This window comes from Emticicia fontis, assembly GCF_054779675.1.
This window is the reverse complement of sequence record NZ_BAAGXU010000037.1, coordinates 799444-814478: the sequence shown is the minus strand read 5'-3', so window position 1 is coordinate 814478 and position 15035 is coordinate 799444. Positions and strand designations below refer to the sequence as shown.

At 41.1% G+C, this 15035-nt stretch carries 12 protein-coding genes; 9 read left to right on the top strand and 3 right to left on the bottom strand.

Features of this window, described 5'->3' with window-relative positions; translation table 11 throughout:
* Positions 1–184 precede the first annotated feature (184 nt).
* The 3 genes from ACYVFA_RS19390 (at position 185) to ACYVFA_RS19380 (ending at position 5107) form a co-directional block, all read left to right on the top strand.
* Entirely contained in the window at positions 185–1957 is a 1773-nt protein-coding gene (locus tag ACYVFA_RS19390) for a 3-coathanger stack domain-containing protein (RefSeq protein ID WP_460473510.1), read from the top strand.
* 129 nt (positions 1958–2086) lie between these two features.
* The gene (locus tag ACYVFA_RS19385; protein ID WP_460473509.1) at positions 2087–3859 is read left to right on the top strand and encodes a 3-coathanger stack domain-containing protein; all 1773 of its coding nucleotides are present in this window, start codon (positions 2087–2089) and stop codon (positions 3857–3859) included.
* Positions 3860–4432: 573 nt separating this feature from the next.
* Positions 4433–5107, top strand: coding sequence for a lysoplasmalogenase (locus ACYVFA_RS19380; protein ID WP_460473508.1), 675 nt, complete (start codon positions 4433–4435; stop codon positions 5105–5107).
* 105 nt (positions 5108–5212) lie between these two features.
* Here ACYVFA_RS19380 and ACYVFA_RS19375 read toward each other — a convergent pair whose 3' ends face one another.
* Entirely contained in the window at positions 5213–6799 is a 1587-nt protein-coding gene (locus tag ACYVFA_RS19375; RefSeq protein ID WP_460473507.1) for a T9SS type A sorting domain-containing protein, read from the bottom strand.
* Between the two features lie 19 nt (positions 6800–6818).
* Positions 6819–7385: a hypothetical protein gene (locus ACYVFA_RS19370; protein ID WP_460473506.1), complete on the bottom strand. Its 567-nt coding sequence runs from the start codon at positions 7383–7385 to the stop codon at positions 6819–6821.
* Between the two features lie 1035 nt (positions 7386–8420).
* Between ACYVFA_RS19370 and ACYVFA_RS19365 the strand changes: the two genes are divergently transcribed.
* The 6 genes from ACYVFA_RS19365 to ACYVFA_RS19340 all read left to right on the top strand — a co-directional run bounded on the left by ACYVFA_RS19365 (position 8421) and on the right by ACYVFA_RS19340 (position 13380).
* A complete protein-coding gene (locus ACYVFA_RS19365; protein WP_460473505.1) occupies positions 8421–8957 on the top strand; it encodes a hypothetical protein in 537 nt (178 codons plus the stop codon).
* A complete protein-coding gene (locus ACYVFA_RS19360) occupies positions 8938–10461 on the top strand; it encodes a terminase large subunit domain-containing protein (RefSeq protein ID WP_460473504.1) in 1524 nt (507 codons plus the stop codon). Before ACYVFA_RS19365 ends, ACYVFA_RS19360 begins: the two co-directional genes overlap by 20 nt.
* 166 nt (positions 10462–10627) lie before the next feature.
* Entirely contained in the window at positions 10628–11167 is a 540-nt protein-coding gene (locus ACYVFA_RS19355) for a helix-turn-helix domain-containing protein (RefSeq protein WP_460473503.1), read from the top strand.
* 260 nt (positions 11168–11427) lie between these two features.
* The gene (locus ACYVFA_RS19350) at positions 11428–11988 is read left to right on the top strand and encodes a DUF1003 domain-containing protein (protein ID WP_460473502.1); all 561 of its coding nucleotides are present in this window, start codon (positions 11428–11430) and stop codon (positions 11986–11988) included.
* Between the two features lie 979 nt (positions 11989–12967).
* Positions 12968–13189 carry a hypothetical protein gene (locus tag ACYVFA_RS19345; protein WP_460473501.1) on the top strand — a complete coding sequence of 74 codons (222 nt, stop codon included), beginning with the start codon at positions 12968–12970 and terminating at the stop codon, positions 13187–13189.
* A gap of 53 nt (positions 13190–13242) precedes the next feature.
* Positions 13243–13380 (top strand): hypothetical protein, encoded by a 138-nt coding sequence (locus tag ACYVFA_RS19340; protein WP_460473500.1) that lies wholly within the window; start codon positions 13243–13245, stop codon positions 13378–13380.
* A gap of 301 nt (positions 13381–13681) precedes the next feature.
* Here the strand turns inward: ACYVFA_RS19340 and ACYVFA_RS19335 are convergent, their stop codons facing one another.
* On the bottom strand, positions 13682–14872 hold the full coding sequence (locus ACYVFA_RS19335; protein ID WP_460473499.1) for a multidrug effflux MFS transporter: 1191 nt from the start codon (positions 14870–14872) through the stop codon (positions 13682–13684).
* Positions 14873–15035: the final 163 nt, after the last annotated feature.

Here is a 15035-nt window from a genome sequence, read left to right as displayed (position 1 = left end):
GACCCTTGCGGCAGAGTCCCCTGGCTATATGTGGGCTTAAGCACACGGGAGACTCTGCCGCGACATTAACGGGAATTTTGCAGCGTATCTTTGAGCCGCCGGATAATGCAGTTTGTTTATCCGGCGTTTTTATTTTTTGTACATTTGCCATTAAATTATATCAGACTAAAAAGTTTTTAAGCGCATGCCAAACTCTATCTTGAAAAAATTTATACTACTTATCATTTGTTTTACTTATACGCTTGACTTATTTGCTCAGCTGACTAATGCCACCCCTCCTGCTCCTGTCGTTACGGGCAAAGTGTGCGAAAAAAAACCTGTAAAAACCTGGGAAGCACGCTATGGTGGTGGGAGCTTAGTTATGATTTTATCCCTGAATGATGGTGGATATATCATGGGAGGGAATGGTGCAGAATATGGTGGTGTAGATAAAACCGAGCCAACCCGAGGCTTGGAAGACTTCTGGGTGCTACGGGTAGATGCCAATGGCAACAAGCTGTGGGACAAAACGTATGGAGGCAATAATTCGGAGTTTTTTTGTACGCTGCACCAAACCAATGATGGAGGTTTTATGCTATTCGGCCATTCTGATACAGACGTTTCGGGAGAAAAAACTGCGTCTAACAGAGGTAGTAAAGACTTTTGGGTAATAAAAATAGATGCGAACGGCAATAAACAATGGGATAGAGGATACGGTTCTGAAAACTCAGAATTGCTCGCGTCTGTACTCCCAACCCCCGATGGTGGGTATCTTATGGGCGGCTCCTCTGCTTCTTATGCAGGGAATGAAAAATCACAAACATCTTATGGATACTTCGATTACTGGCTCCTGAAAATAGATGCCAACGGAAACAAACAGTGGGATAAACAATTAGGTGGTATAGGAGATGACCAGATGCTAACCATGACCGCTACCGGTGATGGTAGCTATGTATTAGGTGGCTCATCTAATTCTGCGAAGTCATACGATAAATCGGAAGGGGGGCGCGGAAGTGAAGATTACTGGATAGTAAAAGTAGATGGGAATGGGAATAAAATCTGGGATAAAACCTTGGGTGGTAATATGTTTGATTATATCTCTCGTATCGTTCCAAGTGGTGATGGCGGCTATGTATTAGGTGGATGGTCTAACTCACCTATATCTGGCGACAAAACGCAGGCAAACTACGGTTATGCCAATTTCTGGGTGGTAAAGATTGATGCCAATGGCAATAAACTATGGGATAAGCGCTACGGCGGCAATAATTACGACTATCTGAATGATATGATAGCGACAGAAGATGGTGGGTTTATTATGGCAGGTTCGAGTAAGTCAGATATTTCGGGTGATAAAACGGAAGCTCCTTATAACTACACCACTTATGAAACCACATTCGACGGCTGGTTACTGAAAATAGATGCCAACGGCAACAAAAGCTGGGACAAGCGCTTTGGCGGCACCAGCCGTGATGATTTCAAAAAAATAATCAGAACAGGCAATGGAGAATATCTGATAGCAGGCGCGAGTAATTCTCCTATCTCAGGTGATATAACGACACCACTGCGAGGAGATTACTGGTTATTCAAAATCAATACCTGCCAACCTACCAGTAATTTTTGTGCGGGCCAGAGCATCAGTCTGGAGGCATCAGGTTGTGCGGGAGCAGTTATCTGGTCGACTGGTGTGGTAGCCAATAGCATCTCAGTCAGTACACCCGGTACTTATTACGCCACCTGCTTTGCCGACAACGAAATGAGCGCCCAGAGCAATCCTATCGTGATTGCAGAAAGTACTGTCAGCTTGAGTGGAACCGCTACCGGTGGCACAAACAATGCTTCCGGCACTATTACCTCAACCCAAACCATTCCAACAGGCATAAACGCCACCTATCAGGCAGGGAAAAGCATCTCCCTGCAAGGCTCTTTTCAGGCACAGACAGGGAGTGTATTTAAGGCCGAAATAAAGGGATGTGAGTAGCAGAGGGCGTTTTATAGCGTATCTTTGAGCCGCCGGATAATGCAGTTTTGTTTTATCTGGCGTTTTTTTATTTTTGTTGTTGAGTTATTTCAGGCTAAAAAGTTTTTAAACCTTATATCTAGCACTATTGTGAAAAAAATTGTACTCGTTTTGCTTGGCTTTTGTAATGCCATTTCTTGTCTTGCTCAGATTGCTACCAGTAATAAATCAAGAGCTATTCAGTCTCCTCCGGCTGCACCGGTTATTAAGGGTGCGGTTTGTCAGCTTCCTACTAAAATCTGGGATAAAACCTTTGGTGGAGATGTGGACGAACAATTATATGATGTAATCAATACTAAAGATGGCGGATATATAATGGGAGGCTTTACTTACTCTTCTCAATCAGGTGATAAAACACAGCCAACTCAGGGATTTTACGATTACTGGATAGTAAAAATAGATAACAGTGGCAATAAGGTTTGGGATAAGCGCTTTGGTGGAGATTTTTTTGATTTTATGAGAGTAATTGTGCCTGACAAGAATGGAGGGTATCTGCTTGGGGGAACTTCGTCATCTGGTATATCTGGCGACAAAACTGAATCTTTAATGGGCTATAGTGATTACTGGATAGTAAAAATAGACGCCAATGGCAATAAAATCTGGGATAAACGTTTCGGAGGAAATGGTCGGGATGATCTCAATACGATAGCTGCTACATCTGATGGCGGATATTTATTGGGCGGCACTACTGAATCAGACCTGTCAGGCGACATAACTGAAAGTTCAAGAGGCATCGCAGACTATTGGGTAGTGAAAATTGATAGCCTGGGCAATAAATTGTGGGATAAACGCTTTGGAGGAGCGGGAATTGATGTAAATAAGTCGGTCATTTCAACCCCTGATAAAGGTTTTCTATTAGGCGGCTATTCTGATTCGGATATCTCCGGTGACAGAACGGAATCGACAAGAGGAAATTATGATTACTGGGTAGTAAAAATAGATAGCCTGGGCAATAAAATCTGGGATAAACGCTTTGGCGGTAGTGGGTCTGATATGCTGGCCATGGTAATTATGACACATGACAACAGATACATACTAGCCGGTACTTCCGAGTCGCCGAATGATGGTGATAAAACTGAGAATTCACGAGGCTGGAGTGATTACTGGGTAGTAAAAATAGATGATATGGGCAATAAACTATGGGACAAACGCTTTGGCAGCTTTGCCAGCGATAACTTAACCTCAATACTGGCTACGCCTGACGGGAGTTTTTTATTATGTGGAGATTCAAATTCAGGTATTGCAGGAGACAAAACAGAGCAATCCAATTTAACAGATTTCTGGGTGGTAAAAATAAACAGCAACGGCAACAAAATTTTTGATAAGCAACTTGGAGGGAATAATAGTGATTTTGGTACGATTGCTACGCTCACCACTGACGGAAATTTTTTATTGGCAGGTTCTTCTTCTTCTGGTATTTCGGGAGACAAAAGCCAGGCATCACAGGGATGGACTGACTATTGGGCAATAAAAATCTCTATCTGCCAGTCAGTTACGAGTTTTTGTGAAAGTCAGACCTATACCCTTGCTGCTACCAACTGTGCCGGAACCGTCACATGGTCGACAGGAGCGGTAGTCAATAGCATTGAAGTAAGTAATCCTGGGACTTATACTGCCACCTGTACCGTCAATAACGAAACCAGTTCGGCCAGCAATAGCATTGTAATAGTATCAAACACAGCTACTCTAAACGGCACTGCCGCCAGCGGCACAAGCAAAGCTATCGATAGTATCACCTCAACCCAAACCATTCCAACAGGCATAAACGCCACCTATCAGGCGGGTAAAAGCATCTCCCTGCAAGGCTCTTTTCAGGCACAGACAGGGAGTGTGTTTAAGGCCGAAATAAAGGGGTGTGAGTAGCAGAGGGCGTTTTATAGCGTATTTTTGAGCCGCCGGATAATGCAGTGTTATCCGGCGTTTTTTGTTTGGGGCTGAACAAATAAATGTTTTGGCTAAAGCCAATTAGATGTTATTTTTCTGCACCACCCGCGCGGCGTCCGCAGCTAAAGCTGGCGGCAATTGATTCATAAATTTTGCTATATTCCATTCAATAGACCCCATTTTCAAATGGAGGTAACAGGAAAACATTCTTCCGAATCGGCTTTAGCCAAAATACTCTTTTATTACCTAATCAGAATCTCCCATGTGCGATTGCTAAAGCCAAGCCAGAGGGCTCTGACGTGCTTTGAACGATGAATTCAATCAATCTTTTAGATTCTTCTGAAAACGCAAAGACCCTTGCGGCAGAGTCCCCTGGCTATATGTGGGCTTAAGCACACGGGAGACTCTGCCGGGGCATTAATATCCCATACAATCCTCCAACTACGTATATAGCTACGCACACGGGAGCCTCCGCCATTACATCAATATATTTTCAAAATTGGCAAAAAGAGCTTATTTTTGGCGGATATAACCTTTTTTACTGCGTTTCGCATGCCGTTTAGATTAGTACTGATTTATATACTCTGTTGTTTAATTGAAATTGTAGGTTACAGGCTTTACAGAGATAAGCTGAGTTTCCTGACTGCCTTGCCCGTATTATGCCTGCTGATTTTTTATTATCTGCGCCGGAAAGGGGAATACAGACTCAAAGACTATACTTATAGCATCGGGCTTTTTCTGGCGGCAGTGGCAGATATTATGCTTGAAGTGAGGAATACCACTGTGAAGGTATTGGCTATAGTAGTATATATGCTGAGTTTTTCTTTTTATATCGCGACTGTTCGTAAAGAAGCTGTTTTCGGAAATTCTGCCAGAGCATTGCTGAGCGTAATAGCGCAAACGCTTTTGATAGTTTCACCTGTTCTGCTAGTTTTTTACAAAATCCCGTCTGATTACTTTTTTGCTTCGATGATTTATATGGTATTTCTGGCCTTATTATATATCACGGCTCTTGTGCGAAAAACCAATAAAAGTAGCTATCAATGGTTTCTTTCAGGTGCTCTTGCCTTTGCTGTTGTTACCATCAGTGAAATCTATTTTTCTTTTATTATCAGGTTTCCCAATGGCTCCATCCTGATAAAAGCAGTCTATAGTTTTGCTCAGTTTGCTACTTTTATGGGTATAATCCGAACTTATAAGGATTTTTATCCTGCGCGTGAGAAATGAGGCGTAGAATAGTAGAAAAAACGCTATCTTGAAAAAAGAAAAACCCTGCATCAAAGCGATTATGCGCTGACACAGGATTCTTCATCCAGATGAAAATCTCTCCCTTTATTCTAGCAAGATGCGGATCTTCCTGACGTCTCCCTTTGCATTACCTAAATGTAAATAATATGTACCCCTTGGCAGATCATCAACCTTGATTGACAAAGTCTTACTAGACTTGAAGGAATTGTCGGAGTAACTTTTAGTCGTATCTACTGTCTTAACTTCTTTGCCGCTTGTTTCGGAATAAAGTTTAATAGTTTCTGGCAGATTTGTTGCCTCGCTAGATTCGTCAAATTCTATATTGATCACATCACGAGCCGGGTTTGGGAAAACCGTATAACTCGTACTTCGCGCGCCACAATCATCAACGCAAATTGTAATGCCTTTTTGAACAGACCCGAAACAGTTGCTTGCAGTTACATCTATCCCGTAACAATTGTTGATGTAAGTATTAAACGTGGCACTTCCTCCCGAATAATATAGATATGTATTTGCAGGGTCACTGGTCGTCCAATTCCCAAAACTTGTTCCTGGCTCATCAGTATAAGCACTCAATTGAATTCCTGTGCCACGGCACATGAAATCAGGTTGTCCTCCAATATTATTATAAACTGCAAGAGCTGACGGTTTGGGAGCACTCTTTTTTACATTACGTTCCACACTATATCCGGTAGTATATGCACATACCGATGATGATGCTGAAACTTTGACTGTTCCATCTGATGTACCAGTGATGTAAGCAGAACTTGTGTTACCAGGAGAACTTGCGGATATGCCGCCTGTCGTAACCCAATTGAAGCTTGTTGCATTTGCAGAAGTTGCCGTGATAGTTTGTGGGTTGCACAACAAGATGTCACCAGTATTTAGTGTTGGCGTAGTAGGAAGGGGGCGTGTTATTGTAATTGAAATTTTTGTGCGAAGGTTACTGTCGTTTCGTTTCGCTTCAACGGCAATTGTACCACCTGAACTAATATGCGGAGTAACCGTTACCGATGGGGAACTCGAACTGGCTGGTCCAGACCATCCTGACGGATAATAGAAATAATATGTAACGGGCGAACCAGAAGGATCTGTCGTTACTGCTGGCACTGAAACGGTTTTGGAGGATGTTCCGCATGCGTATAGTAGCGAATTTCCATTACTCAACGTAGAACTATTAAAAGTTATAGAGCTTGGGGTGCTTATATATTTAACTTCTATAGGCTGTGCTGAATTACCTCCTCCGGCAGCCATAATGCTGTTTATTTCCTTTGTTTTAGCAACTCCATCAAACCAGCTAAAAGTAATTTTTAGCCTAATTGTTTTAGTAGGAGTACCCATGTTATAGTTGGCGGTGTTGTTCCATGTCACACCGATCTGTTGATTCGTGGTCTGACCATTAAGTGTTCCTCCAACCACAGTCCATGCATACGTTTGTGTGGCATTGTAGGGAACAGTACTCGATGTTTGATCGAATACAACAACTGGGACATAGTAATAAACTCTGGAATAAGATCCGGCAGTGGGTTCAAGATTGTAAAAACATCCACCGTCGTATTGAGTGGAGCATTCGGTTCCTTTTACGTAAACCTTTGGATCCGTTGGTTGAGCATACAAATGGGAATTTGTAAAGAGAAGAAATAAGGTGAGATAAGATAAAATGATTTTCACGAGCTTGTTGTTTTATGGTTTATAAATTGTAACTAAAATTCAATACAAAATATGCAAAAGAGGCAATTTCCGGTTCTTTGAGAATTTCCTTTGAAATCTGCTTTCCATTAAAAGAACTGGTTTGAACTTTCTTACCATAAAGCAGCCTTATCTGACTTTCGAGTGAAATAGCAAAACGATGATTTAGATAATATTTTCCACCTATTAAAGGAGATAACATCACTGCATTTTGAATGGATTTAGTACTGAGTTTGCCTGTGATAGCAATGCCATTCTCATCAGTTTTTTTTGCATTGTCGTCACGAAATTTGCTTATTTCTGCCCTCCAGCCAATGTCTGCCCCATAGAAAAACACAAATCTTCCACTGATTTTCTGCCATTCATAGCCAAGGGTGGCGGCTGGGCGAAAAAAGCTTGTTACGGGATTTGCATAGGTGATAGTATTATCAGCAAAAAAGGATTGGTTTTTTCCAAGAAAGTATGGGGTGACCATGAAGCGTATTGCTCCAGGATTAGTACCGCTAGTGATATTCCGCTTGATTAGATAAGGGTAACTCCAATTGTCAGCAGATTGTAGTTTAAACAAAGGAATCAGATTGATATTTATTTCCCACTTGTGCCGTTGGATTGGCTGGTCAATTGCTTTATTAAATAAAGTGAGATGCCTGGCCGGCAGAGTATCAGTCACTTGTGCCGTAGCATTTACAGCAAATAAGCAGGAAGCAAATAGTCTGACTAAAAATTTGAAATTGTTTTTCATGGACATTCGATAAGTGATTAAGTTCAATTTTCAATAGAAATATTCATATAATGTGTTGCCCAAATTCAGACTGTTCCTTGAAATAAAGAAAAATCTGTATCAGAGAATAAATTATTTCTACAATAATTTGATTAAGGGGCTGTATAAACTTTTATTCTTTTTATTGATTTTGTGTAAAAAGATTTTGTAACCGTACACTTTTTCTTTTTACTATTTTGAAAACTTTTACAATAACTCTTTTAGCAACTTTTTGATTTGGCGAATCTTCTCTAAAAGTTTATTTTAAAACATATGACATACTTTTTAGATGAGAAAAAACAAAAAAAAATCAAAACATTGTCAAGTAAATCGCTATAAAAAAGTGTACGGCTCAAATGTAAAATATAAACTAATTCATCTACATATATACGTGGATGTATATTTATTTATCGGAAATAAACTTATTTAACGGTATTATATTGAAATTGTTTCTTGTGAGAATAATGCAAATTGAACAAAGCACAAGAATAGAAGTAATGATTTTCTCATAAAAGAGTAGAGTTTTAGACACAGTTATTGTTTGATAAAATTAAAGAAAAATCGTCTTAGAAAAAAATTTATGTCTCCTCAGAGTCTCCCGTATGCGTGAGCAATAGCAATGTAGGGGACTCTGAGGGCTAGGGTCTTAGCTATTGAGGAAAAACTCTTGCCTCAGAGTCCCCTTGCTGGACTTCCGCCTTACGCACACGGGAGACTCTGAGGAGACAGAAAATAAGGTTCCAACAGTATGATTCTAAGCAATACCTGCCCAAACCCTTTGAAAGCTAATGCTAAAGCCCGAAATTTACTGGATTAAAATCCACACAATAAACAATTATTGCTATGAACGAAGAAGAAGTGCCTGTGAATGTAGGTGGTAGAGGGAATACGACCTATACGCCTGAATCTGACGAGCAAGCCTACAACTACTGCTTGCTGGGGGCTACTGATGCAGAATTAGCCGAACTTTTTAAGGTATCTGCCAACACCATCTATAAATGGAAAAAGAAGTACCCGAGTTTCCGGGAATCTGTTAAGAGTGGGAAAGTACTGGCTGATATGCAGGTAGCCAGAAGCCTGTATAAAAGAGCGCTGGGCTATACTTTTCAGCAGATAATTTCGGAGGCTAAAAGTGTGCCTGTTTCGGTAAAGGTTGGTGACGTGGACTCAACCTTTATGGATGATAGTGCCAACGGCTTCCAGACTATCAGAGTAATTACGCGAGAAGTGATACCCGATGTGAAGGCGCAGATATTCTGGCTTAAGAACCGTCAGCCTGAAAAGTGGAGAGACAAACAGGAGCTTGACCACAAATCAGGCGGGGAAAAACTTTCGACGATAACCATTTTCGAATTACCGAATGACGGCCGGAACGATTGAGCAGATAAGACCACAGAAGGGGTATCAGATGAAAGCGCTGGCATCGATGGCGGATATTGTGATTGGCGGGGCAGCCGCGGGGGTAGGCAAAACTTTTTGCCTGCTCCTTGACCCACTGAAACATATCACGACGGTTCCGGGCTTTGGTGGGGTGGTTTTCAGACGGACTACTACGCAGGTGAAGAACGAGGGCGGGCTGTGGGATACTTCTATGAGTCTTTATTCGAAAGTCCCGCAGGCGAGGCCGCGGGAGTCGAGTCTGGAATGGTTGTTTGAGGTAGATGCGCATCGGGTAAATAAAATCAAGTTTGCGCATCTGGAACATGAGAAAAATGTGCTCGACTGGCAGGGTGCACAGATTGCTTTTATCGGGTTCGACGAATTGACTCATTTTACTGAGCATATGTTTTTCTACCTGTTGTCGCGCAATCGGTCGGTGTGTGGAATTCGTCCTTATGTGCGGGCTACGTGCAATCCTGACCCTGAGAGCTGGGTGTTCAAACTGATTGAGTGGTGGATTGGCGAAGATGGTTTTCCGATTGCAGAGCGAAATGGAAAGGTAAGGTATTTCACTAAAAAAGGGAATACGTATATATGGGGTAGTAGTATTGATGAGGTGTATGAGCAGGCTAAGTTTTTTCTGGAAGATATTATCAGAGAATCGGCATTGCAGAAAGCGCATTTTATCAAGTCGATCAGTTTCGTATCGGGGTCAATTTATGATAATAAGAAATTGCTGGAGCATGACCCCTCCTACCTCGGTAATCTGCTGGCGCAGGATGAGCAAACGCAGTTGCAGCTCTTTAAGGGCAACTGGAAATTTGTGCCTTCAGACCTTGATATTTACCGCTATCAAGATTTTCTGGGGGTGTTCAATAATCTATACCAGACCCGCAACGCTGATAAATATATTACGGCTGATATTGCGCTGGAGGGCTCGAACAAATTTGTGGTGGGCTATTGGGAGGGAAAATCGCTGGAAGACCTGGTGATTATCGATAAATCGAAGGGCAATGAAGTGATTGATACGATTGTGCAGCTGGCGCAGCAATACAAGGTGCCTAATACTAATATTGTGTTTGACTCAGACGGCGTGGGCGGGTTTGTTGATGGGTTTATTATCGGTGCCATGCCTTTTCATGGCGGTGGTGCGGTGATGCCTGTGAAAGACGCTATCAGTGGCAGGATTATCAGAGAAGATTATTTTAATCTGAAAACGCAGTTGTATTATCGCTCAGGGTATGCGGTATCGAAAGGAGATTACCGGATTTCGGAACAGGTGGCGATACAGATGTATGATGACCGGATGACGGTGCGGCAACGTTTTATGTACGAGCGCAAGGCCATCAAAAAAGATAAGGTAGACAGCGACGGCAGAAAGCGGATTATTCCGAAAGAGCAAATGAAGCTGATGCTCAACAACCAATCGCCCGATTTGATGGATATGTTTATGATGCGTGAATTGTTTGAGCTGAAGCCGAGGTATGATCTGGGGGTGTATTAGTCTTGTGGCGTGAACGTCCCGTTCGCAGCTAAAAAGCTCAGATGTGTGCGCCTGGAGAGCATTTTGGATTATAGTATTTGTGAGGCTACAACCATCTGTTGAATTAATATTAGTATTCTTCTTTTATTCTCCGTACCTTCATTAAGTGAGACTGTATATTAAATACATGGTGAGCATTCGCTGTAAAATGCTGGTAAAAGCCGAACTGGATAAACTTGGGCTTAATTACGGAGTAATAGAGTTGGGCGAGGTGGATGTAAAAGACAAAATTTCGGAACAACAGCGGAAACTGTTAAAGGTTAATCTACTGAAAGCCGGGCTTGAATTGATGGACGATAAAAAGGCTATTCTGATAGAAAAGATAAAAAATGTGATTATTGAGATGGTTCATTATGAAGATGAGCTACCGAAGGTAAAAAACTCTGATTACATCAGCGAGAAATTGCAATATGATTATACTTATCTGGCTAATCTGTTTTCGGAGACTACGGGTACTACCATTGAGCATTTTATTATTATTCACAAAATTGAACGGGTAAAAGAGCTCATGATTTATGACGAGCTAAACCTGACAGAAATATCCTATAAACTCAATTATAGTAGCGTAGCTCATCTTTCTAATCAGTTTAAAAAAATAACCGGGCTAACCCCTTCTTTTTTTAAATCGCTCAAGCATAAAAAGCGTACTCCACTCGAAGACATATGAATTATGTAAGTCTTTTATAGAGTTATGTAATACTTGGCAGGTAAAAGAGCCTCATTTTTGCCCTGTGGTATTCATTTCTACAGATACCGGTCAGAGAGAACTGGCATATCAATTAGGAGCCAAGGGGTTTATTCATAAACCTTCTGATCCTTTTACCCTAAGCACAAAACTATCGAAGATGATTAATTCCACTGCACTGTTAACCCTTACATGATTGATTATATATTTGAGCCTCAACTATTAAATTCCCTCAATAATTTATGGATAAGACAGAAATTGACCAGCTATTATCAGATGAGAATGCACACCTCAACAAATTACACAAAATTGTAAAAGAGGCTATTGCAGCCGAAAAACTCATTATTTATAACTTGCTGAATCCGCCTCTGGAAATACTTACCCAGGGGCAGAAGATTTCAGATAAGGTGGCCCGGTTCGGTGGTAGCTGGAAGTTCATTATGTCATTTGGGGTGATTCTGCTCATCTGGATTGTGCTGAATGGGATAATCCTCAAATCTGACAGGTTTGACCCTTATCCGTTTATTCTCATGAATCTCATTTTATCCTGTATTGCCGCACTTCAGGCACCTGTAATTATGATGAGCCAGAACCGTCAGGAAGAAAAGGACAGAATGAGAGCAGAAAACGATTACCTGATTAACCTTAAAGCAGAAATGCAAATCAGGAGTTTGAATCAAAAAATAGACTTATTACTCGAAAAACAAATCAAGACATTGTTTGATACACAAGAAAAACAGTTTGTCTTATTAGAAGAAATAAAAAGCAGGTTAGATAAACACACCAATAAAGCAGATGTGTGAATTATGTAATACTTTTATAGAGTTGTGTAATACTTCGCAGGCAAAAGAACCTCACCTTTGTAGCTTATCAATAAAGTGATAAGCTGAACCAACAAACAAAGCGGAGAGTAACTCCTTAGCTGTTATTCTGGCTATAGCTTTTTCTTCGGGTACAGTATCCTGGTGCGCAGCTTATACTTTCCAAACAAACTATTTAAAAAACCAAAGATCGGATAAATTATGGAAGCAGTTATTTTAAACTCAATAAAAATTATAGCAAGTATAATAGCAGGCGTTGCTGTCGGGAAGATAGCAAGTAAGTTTATTATACAGATAAATGCCGGAACATCAGCAAAGCCCGACTTAAACAAAAATCTATAAATAAGTTATCCAGAAAATAATTCCTGATTAATCTATTTTATCAAAGCAAAAAGTAGAATAGGCAGGTTCTGATGAAAGTATGTATCGCTTTATTGAGTTAAACGATGCTGTCTATAAAAAACTTGCCCCCATTTCATACGCCGCTTTTTTATAAGTAAGATACTGGTAAGCGCTATTTTACAATAGCTTGCTGATACAATAAATATAAAGGATTTACTATGGAAACTTCAGAAATTGAAAAGGTATTTGTGAATCATGCAACTATTGTACGAAATTATATAACACTCCAGGGCGCAAAAACAGGAACTTTGTAATTGATTAATGTAACCCAATAAGTAAATTTCAAGTATCCATTAAAAGCAAGTAGGAGCTTTACTGGTATAAGCATCTGTCCGTGTCTATATCTTTCAGCCCAATAGTATCATTGCATAGGTTATCCATATTTAGTTGATCCAAAATGCCACCTTATTTTTAGGTGGCTTTTTTGTCGATAAAATCAGGTAGCAAGATTCTCTCATGTATGAATTATGTAACTATTAAAAATAATTGTATAACAGAAACTATTCAAAAATGCCTCAACTTTATGGTGCAAAAATTTATTTGCCATAATCATAAAAAAATGGATAGAGAACAGTTAAAAGAGGAATGGAGAATCCAGAAAGCGAAACTTTTAAAGAAGTTTTCGGTACTCACAGAAGATGATTTGTTTTTTAGAGAAGGCCAAAAAGATGATATGCTCGAAAGACTTCAATTGATACTTGGAAAGAATAAAGAAGAACTCATTATGGTTTTTGATTCAATCAACCAAAAGCCTGAACACACCCGTTATAAGAGAAAATGATTCGCCCTGTTTGAGGCATTAGTAATTAACAACGACTTTTAATTAATAACAATATGAGTAAAGATAAACAGAGTAAAGACCAGAAAAAAACGGCAGCAGTAGACAAGACAAAAGTATTATCTGCCTACAAGCTCGATAGTCAAACCAAGGCTTTTGAAATGCCGACGCCCATTCCAAGACTTAAGCGATAGCAGGTTGGAAATAACATATAGAACTACTTTAACACAGAAGGTGGCTTTGAGAAAAGCTACCTTTTTTTGTGAGGGCTCAGTCCTGAATTTAGGCAGATATTCTATAAAATATCATTTATGAAAATCATGCTCAACAACCAATCGCCCGATCTGATGGATATGTTTATGATGCGCGAATTGTTTGAGCTGAAGCCGAGGTATGATCTGGGGGTTTATTAGGTGATGGGTAGTTGTTTATATTCAACTGTGAATATAAAACGGGTTCAAAATTTTGAACCCCTACGAGTAACAATCCATACAATCAGGATTTTCTCCTTTCAGCCAATCGCCCTGCACCAAAAATAAGCAAGGCTAGCAGGGGGCAGCAGGCCATGATGGCCGTTAGCGGGAGGTTTGTGCCATCACCCAACCAGCCTACCAGCGCACTGGCTAAGGCACCGAAGCTCATCTGAATGGCACCCATGAGTGCAGAGGCGCTTCCGGCATCTTTGCTGAATGGGGTTAAAGATAAGGCCGAGGTATTGGGATGGATGAATCCCTGGCAACTGATGAAGCCCAGCACAATGAGCAGCATCGTATAAAATGTATGCAAGTGCAACAGGCTTAAACCCACTAAAAGCAAGCCCAATATGGCCTGAATGGGCAGCACTGTCTGGATGATGTTGACGCTGTTCTTATTGCGAAGGGCGAGGGTGTTTAGCTGACTGCTACCGATGAGTCCGGCGGCTGTGAGGCCAAAGATGTAGCCGTATTGCTGTTCGGTTGCGCCGTATATTTTCATAAAAACGGCCGCAGAGCCAGCCAGATAGGCATAGACACCTGAGGAGACTGCTGCTCCGCAAAGGGCATAGGTGATGAACTGAGGATTGGTAAATATCCTGAAAAAACTGGCGCTCACTACTTTGGGGTGCAAAGAAAGGGAAGCATCGCCGGGGCGACTTTCGGGCAGAAAGAAATAAACAGTAATGAGGAGAGAAAGTCCGATAATGACCTGCAACCAGAAGACCGAATGCCAGCCAAAAGCAATAATGAGATAGCTGCCGATGGTTGGGGCAATGATGGGCGAAACACCTAAAACCAGCACCAATAGTGAAAAGATTTTGGCGATTTCGTTGAGTGGAAAAAGGTCGCGCACGATAGCGCGGGGTGCAACAATGCCCACACAGCCACCCAATGCCTGAAAGAAACGCACAATGATGAGCATTTCGATAGAAGTGGATACGGCACAGCCGATGGAGGCTATTGTATAGAGAAACAAGCCAATGAGTAACGGGATGCGTCGGCCAAAGCGGTCGAGGAGCGGGCCGCAAATCATCTGCCCGATACAAATGCCCAGAAAAAAGCTGGAAATGGAATAGGAAACGGTATCGATAGGAACCTTGAAATCGGCAGCGATACTCGGAAAACCTGAAATATAGGTATCAATCGAAAAAGCCCCGATGGCCGAAAGGAGACCCAGAATGATAATCAGAAAAAAACGTCGGTCGGTCATAGGTTAGTTTTAAGCGGGCGCAATTTACCCAGAATATTGTAGAATTGCTCATCTGGGGTTTTAAGTGTTTGGATTAATCCGTTTTTAAAAATCCTTTTTAACAAAGCTGAGGCTGAGCCACATTAAAAAATTAAACCAGAAAGCCCCGCTGATAAAATAGTTA

Coding starts and splice junctions, on each gene's coding strand:
- ACYVFA_RS19360 (WP_460473504.1), top strand. CDS start 8,938: ATGACGGCCGGAACGATTGAGCAGATAAGACCACAGAAGGGGTATCAG.
- ACYVFA_RS19380 (WP_460473508.1), top strand. CDS start 4,433: ATGCCGTTTAGATTAGTACTGATTTATATACTCTGTTGTTTAATTGAA.
- ACYVFA_RS19365 (WP_460473505.1), top strand. CDS start 8,421: ATGAACGAAGAAGAAGTGCCTGTGAATGTAGGTGGTAGAGGGAATACG.
- ACYVFA_RS19390 (WP_460473510.1), top strand. CDS start 185: ATGCCAAACTCTATCTTGAAAAAATTTATACTACTTATCATTTGTTTT.
- ACYVFA_RS19335 (WP_460473499.1), bottom strand. CDS start 14,872: ATGACCGACCGACGTTTTTTTCTGATTATCATTCTGGGTCTCCTTTCG.
- ACYVFA_RS19345 (WP_460473501.1), top strand. CDS start 12,968: ATGGATAGAGAACAGTTAAAAGAGGAATGGAGAATCCAGAAAGCGAAA.
- ACYVFA_RS19355 (WP_460473503.1), top strand. CDS start 10,628: ATGGTGAGCATTCGCTGTAAAATGCTGGTAAAAGCCGAACTGGATAAA.
- ACYVFA_RS19340 (WP_460473500.1), top strand. CDS start 13,243: ATGAGTAAAGATAAACAGAGTAAAGACCAGAAAAAAACGGCAGCAGTA.
- ACYVFA_RS19350 (WP_460473502.1), top strand. CDS start 11,428: ATGGATAAGACAGAAATTGACCAGCTATTATCAGATGAGAATGCACAC.